This window comes from Microcystis sp. LEGE 08355 (assembly GCF_015207185.1).
GTDB classification, from domain to species: Bacteria; Cyanobacteriota; Cyanobacteriia; order Cyanobacteriales; family Microcystaceae; genus Microcystis; species Microcystis panniformis.
Window position 1 is genome coordinate 1 of the sequence record NZ_JADEXI010000235.1, and the last position, 6,776, is coordinate 6,776.

Below are 6,776 nucleotides of genomic sequence, written 5' to 3' on the forward strand. Positions count from 1 at the left end.
CCTTCGAGAGAATCCGAACCCAGTCCTCCATTTAGGGTGTCGTTTCCGGCTAATCCTTGTAGGGTGTCGTTTCCGTCTGCACCGACAAGATTGTCATTGCCAGATGTGCCTGTAATGAGTATCCCTTCCGTCACTTGGTTGACGGTAATGGTAAAGGTATCCTCAATAAATAAACCTTTCGATGTTCCTCTGATGGTAATTTGAGCCGTTCCAAACTGATTTTGGAGATAATCTAGGATTAATTGGTTATTAACGATAGTTGCTGTCACCAAGCTAGTATTTGTGTTAGATAACACACTCTTAGTAATTACATCTCCATCGGGGTCACTAAAGACATTGGTTAAATCAATGACGGTATTGGCTGCATCTTCGTCAACATTGACATCAGTAATCGGATTGAGGACAGTTGGTGCGTCATCTACTGGGTTAACTGTTACTAGGAAAGTGTCGTCAACAGTTTTACCGTTAGATGTTCCTCGAATTGTCAGATTAGCTATCCCAGATTGATTGTCTTGGTAGTCGAGGGTTAACTGATTGTCAACGATGGTAGCAGTGACTAATCCTGGATTACTATTGACAAAGACTGTCTTAACAATCACATCTCCATCAACATCACTAAAGACATTGCTTAAGTTAATAACACTATTTTCGGCATCTTCGTTAACATTGACATCTGTAATCGGATTGAGGACAGTTGGTGCGTCATCTACTGGGTTAACTGTGATATTCGCTGTCGCAGCATTATCTGCATAAACACTCCCATCAAACCCGTTCCAACTAAAAGTAATATTCCCGTTAAAGTTAGTATTGGGACTAAAAGTGAGATTATTTAGGTCACTGACAGTAATTTCTTGATTGAGTGCAATTGCTGTATTATTCAGTTGGAGAACACCTTTATTAGGTAAAGCAGTAATCTGGATTTTAACGAGAGGATTACCATCGGCATCATTGAAAGCTGAAGTAAAGTCAGTTTGACTAAAGTTGATGGGGTTATCTTCATTCCCACTCTTATTAATGTTATTGAGAGTTGGTGGTTGATTAAGTTGCTGATTTCCGAAGTTAATTCCCGTTAGTATTTGTCCCGCAGTCAGGGTGACATTATGAACTAAACTGACGGTATTAGTGACCGTGTTGGAGCCATTATTATTGTTATTTCCTGGGTTAACTAAATCTGGATTAGGATTACTGTCATTGAGGGTGAGTATGCTTTCTGCTAAAGCAATTGCATTGATTCGAGGATAACTGATTCCTGTATTGGTAACGTTATCGTTTTCGTCATCCCCATCAATAATTAAGTTGCTAGTTGTGTCTAATAAGGTACGAAATTCAGTTAAGGTTAATTCCCGTCCTAAATAGGTTTGAGCAATCTGTTGAGCAAGGGTAGCAATTGCGCTAATGTAAGGCACGGCTTGAGATGTGCCACCCATGGTAATTGTCCCACCAGTTGCATTGGCGCCACTGATTAAAATTCCTGGAGCAAATACATCTAAAAGGGGATGACGTTGGGAGAAACTGGCGATTCGGTCTGCTGCGGTTGTATAGTCTTTAGCACCATTACTGAAGCTGCCAGAACCGAAGTCATCGGCCCAAACTGCACCGACGGAGATTACATTCGGGTCGGCTGCTGGATAGGCTAATCCGGGGGTGCTATTAAAGGTGTAGAAACTGTTACCGGCTGCGGCTGCTATGAGAATATTTTGTCCGGCAATGGCGGCTAATTCATCGCCAATTCCATAGCGTCCGGTGGCGGTTGTCCAGTTTTGATTATCTCCTAAAGAAAGGTTGACAGAGGTGACATTATATGTGTTCGCATTTGTATTAACCCACTGTAGGGCCTCTTCTAAGTCAGCAAAGTACCCAGAACCGTTATCTTTAAAGACTTTGAGGATAATTAAGTTAGCATCGGGTGCAATTTGGGAGGCGATACTGGTAATGTGGGAACCGTGATTGTTTTTATCACTGGCATCAGTATCATTGTCAGCAAAGTCGTATTGATAGATAATCTTGTCAGCAATACCATTATTATTAGCATCTGCACCGAATAGGGGATGATTTAAGTCGGCACCGGTGTCAATGATGACGATGCTTTGTCCCTGTCCTTTGATGTTGCTAAAGCGGGAATCTGACCAGAAATCATCGAGGTTAATCAGATTGGTGGCGTTAGTATTTTGGGAGTTAGAAATGGTGTTACTGGGATTGGAGATAGGCGGTGTGATTGGATTATTATTGGGAGATTCATCATCGAGAATGGTGACGGTTGCCTGACTTTGATTCCCCAGAGTTGCGCCACCGGTGGGGTTGGTGAGATTGATGGTAAAGGATTCATTTCCTTCGATTTTGTTGTCATTCCGAATGCGGATGGCGTTGGGATTATTTAAGATGGCGTTTTGGACGGGAATGACTTTACTGATTTCGTTTTCGGCGAAGGTAATGGTAATGGGATTGTGGTTAAAATCGTTGTTAATTGAACTAGCGGCGCAAGCGCAACCTTTGGCGGTTCCATCGGTAAAGGTAAGGGTGGCTGTGACTGTTCCTGTGAGGTTTCCGCTACGGATGATGATAATTTCAGTGATGGCGGTTCCGTCTTCTGTAACTGTGTAGTTGCTGGTGCTGAAGTTGAGTTGGGTTTGATTACTTGTAGCGGGAGAAATTAGTTCAAGGGTGGGGATGGCGAGGGGAATATCCGCTGCTGTGGTGGTGATATTGAGGAGGGGATAGGTTTGTTTCCAGCCTGTTTGTACTACTTGAGCGACGTTATAATTACCCGGACGTAGGTTATTAAATGTATAGTCGCCGTTAGCATTAGTTTGGGTTGTGGTTTCTCCGGTATCGAGTTGGTTGTTATTGTTGGTGTCTAAGTAAACTGTCCATCCTGATAGGTTGGGTTCGTTGTTATCAATCGCATTGCCATCAATATCGTTCCAAATATTGCCTTTTATTTCTGCGTCGTTGTCTTGAATATTGACATTAACATTAGGAAGGGTTAACCCGTTGTAATTGGTGTCTGTACTGCTGATATTGTGGGTAATGGTAGCAGTTTGATTTCCTTCTGTTAGGGTGTCATCTACTGCGGTAATGGTGACGTTTTGGGGAGTATTCCAGTTGGTTGTGGTGAAGGTAAGGGTAGTTGAATTGAGGGTGATTTGATTGTTACCAGTTAGGGTAATGGTGACATCAGCAGTGGGTTGGGTTTTTAATACCAAGCTGTAGCTATCGGTGTTACCTCCTTCGGTGACGGTGGTATTTCCGGCTGTTTGGGTTAAGGTGACTCCTGGGGTGGGAGGGGGAGTAATGGTAAAGGTGGTAGTTTTGGCTGCGTCTCCGTTATTTCCGGCGTTGTCTTGGATGGTGGTTGCGTCAACCTGTAAGCTATAGATACCGGGGGTGTTGGTTAAGTCGCCTAATCCGTTAATGCGATAGGTTGTTCCTGAGATATATTCAACGGTGACTGTATTAGGTAGGGTGAGGGGGATACCATCACGGGTGAGGGTAACATCACTCTTATCGAAGGTATTGAGGTTAATTTGTTCGGAGAATTGAACGTCAATACTGTTGATGGGGTTGGCGGTTGAGGTGGGAACGTTGATAAATTGGGTAAGGACTGGTTGGCTTGTATCTACAAATAGACTTAGGGTTGTATTGGTGGTGTTTCCTGCGGTATCTTCTACCCGGATTTCTATGTCTCTTGCGCCGGGTGAGGGAAGTTGAACTTTACTACTAAATTGGTTTCCGGTTACGGTTGCTTGTTGTAAGAGTTGATTGGTGATTTTGTCGTAGAAGAAGACTTTTAATCCGGTTTCTCCTAATTGTCCACTAATGGTGGGATTGGTGGTATCAATTCGGGTTTGTCCTGATACAGTTAAAGGCTGTAATAGCGCGAGGTTTGCAGTATTTATCCCTGAAGGTGTTAGGGGATTGGTGACTATAATATTAGTAGGAATTGCGGGTGCGATGGTATCCATTACCCAGGTTTCGGACTGGGTTCCATTTCCTGAGTTACCAGATAAGTCTTGGATTGCACTACCGTTAACTGTCAGGTTATAGGTTCCATCGGTTGTGGTTAATCCACTTAGTCCATTAATTCGATAGGTGGTGTCGTTAATGGTGGTAATGGTGACGGTATTGTTAATTAAATTGGTTCCATTATTACGGGTAAGAGTAATATCTTGCCAAGTGAAGGTACTGAGGTCAATTTTTTCGGAGAAGGTGACGGTTAAAGAGGGAACTGGTTGATTACGCGGGTTGATTAATAGATTGGCAATATCTGTTACTACTGGTGGGGTGGTGTCGGCGTTACCGCCAGCGGTTTTCTTCCAAGTTTCTGTTAGTGAACCGCTACCAAATTTACCACTGGTGTCTTGGATTCCTGTGGCGTTGACGGTGAGGATATAGTCTCCCTCATTGTTGGTTAGGGTGTTTAATCCGCTGATTTGATAACGGGTGGAAGAGAGGGAAACAATCGTAACGGTGGAGTTAATTAAGTTTGTGCCATTGTTTAGGGTTAAGCTTAAGTCATTGTAATCGAAACTACTGGCTTGTATGGGTTCGGAAAAGTCAACGGTAATGGCGTTAACGGCTGTGGCGCGTGGGTCTGGACTAACATCAATAATGTCGGTAATAGTGGGTCCACCGGGGGTATAAACAACCGTGTAGGTTTTCGTTCCTCCTGTGGCGTTATTGTCAAAGAAATGGAGGATGTTTTCATAGGTTGGACGACCGGTAGCGGGGAAGGTACGGTCGGTTGTCCAGAAGTTATCTAACCCAATTTCTGTACCGTCAGACCGCAAGATTTTAACGATGTCGTATTGACTGTTACTGGGTTCATCTAAGCGGAAGTAAGTCCAGCCATCTTGGACGGTGGCGCTAATTTGAACAGTTAAGTCGCTGAGGGTTGGGGGTGCGTCAATGGTGGCGTTTTTGACGGCTTTGACGGGTGCGGTTCCACCACTGCTAAAGTAGATGATGTCGGGGGTGAATTGTGCGTCAAAGGTTTCGTTAACGAGGAAGTCGGGTAAGTTGTCGGGGTTGGAATGATTGACTTGGACTGTATGAATTAGTTCGTGGATTTTGACTTCTTTGATAAGGGAGAGTTCAGCTTTACCGAGGCTGTTGATGTGTTCAAAGGTGGCTTTGTAGTCGATGAATTTCCCTTGTAGGCTGGATTTGAGTAACCAGTCAGCGACGGCGGTTTCTCCGGCTTCAATATTACCAAAGTTGACGGTTAAGGAAGGACTAACTCCTTGTCCATTGACTTCGGAACCGATGATTTGAAAGTCTATTAGTAAGCCTTTTTCGTTTTCGATGATTTTCGGTTGTCCGGAGGTGATTCTCAGGTTTTTTGCGTCTCCTTTTCCTTCATTTCTGATGAGGACAGCGAGGGAGTAGGGGACGGATGTTTCGATAATGTCATCGGTGAAGGGGTCATCGGCGAAGACATCTCGTTGATGGAAATAGTCGAGGTAAAGTTCGGCTTGGGGATAGACGGTTACAGGACTCGCTAGGAGGGGGACGGTGATAGTTTTGCCGTTTTCGAGGTAGGAAAGGGTTCCACCAATGTTGTATTGAGTGGGGGTTTCTGGCGCGGCTAAATTGGTAGGAATAAAGGTCCATTGTGCGCTGCCAATTCCTTCTTTTTGGGGAGTGTCGGGGTTATCTCCGTGTAATATTCCTGTCCCATCAACGGCGGTGATATTGCTACGAATGGGGTCGGTGATGCCAAATTTATCGTTGACAATGTTGCCGTTTTGGTCTTTGATTTGAAGGATAACGGAGAGGTTGGTTAGGTTGGTTGCGTTACCGTTTTCTATTTCTAAATTGCCAAGGAAGGCAGCGCGGGTCATTACTGCTTCTTGGTCGATTTTGATTTTGACTGTGGCGCAGACTCCTCCACTACCATCTAAGGCTTTTTGTAGTTCTTGAATTGCTCCTAAAGCTTGCTCACCAGGATCACTAAATCCAGCAGCTTCACTTTGCTTGATAGCATCATTTGCTTTAGATAGTTTATTTTTCCATACATCTATTGCCAAGAAGTCAGCATTGTCTCCAGATGGAACATCTTTTTGTTCAAATTTACCTGCTTGCCAATAATCAATAGTACGATTCCAACGATCTAGAAACTGGTTAACATCAGTTGCTGTAATACCGGAAGGCAGTGTTACACTAAGCAATTCATTTCGCTCTGAATCAGAGATTTTTGCCTCTGTTGTAGTAGTTCCCTCAGTTCGAGTTTGAAACGCATCTAACCAATTACTAAAGCTTACTGCATCCTCTTCGGCTGCTTTCCACCAAGCAATATTGCCAAAAAGAAAAGTTTGAGCATCAACAAAGGTCTGAAGACTAGCATAGCTATCTTGTAAGAGTTTCAAAGCAGATTGAGGAATCCCATTGACACTGATCTGACCTAAATCACTTGTTTGAATGCCAAAAGAGGCTAGAGTATTAGGACTGTTAGAGCCTCCACCCCCACTTCCGCCGCCGCCAGAGCCACTACCTAGACAAGCTGTCAGGATTTCATACGTACACTCCAGTACACTTAGATATTTCCAAGGACCCGGTATTGTCTTACCAATTGCCTCAGCACAACTTAAGATGGTTGTAAAGCAACCATAAGCACTTTCCCAACTTATACCGCCGGTAACACAGTCATAAGCTCCTTTAGTGCAACTAATCCAATTAGGGATAGGAATAAATTTGATCGCACAACTAGCGATCGCTTGTTTAGTTTTCTCCACACAAGGATCACAATCAGATGGGGTTGAAATAATGGCTGTCTCTTA

The 6,776-nt window shown here is 43.8% G+C and carries 1 protein-coding gene; it reads right to left on the reverse strand.

Translation table 11 applies throughout. The features are described 5' to 3' along the window. Nucleotides 1–6,731 (reverse strand): S8 family serine peptidase (locus IQ242_RS27120; protein ID WP_370582987.1); only part of this gene is annotated, 6,731 nt, incomplete at its 3' end. Between the last annotated feature and the right edge of the window lie 45 nt (nucleotides 6,732–6,776).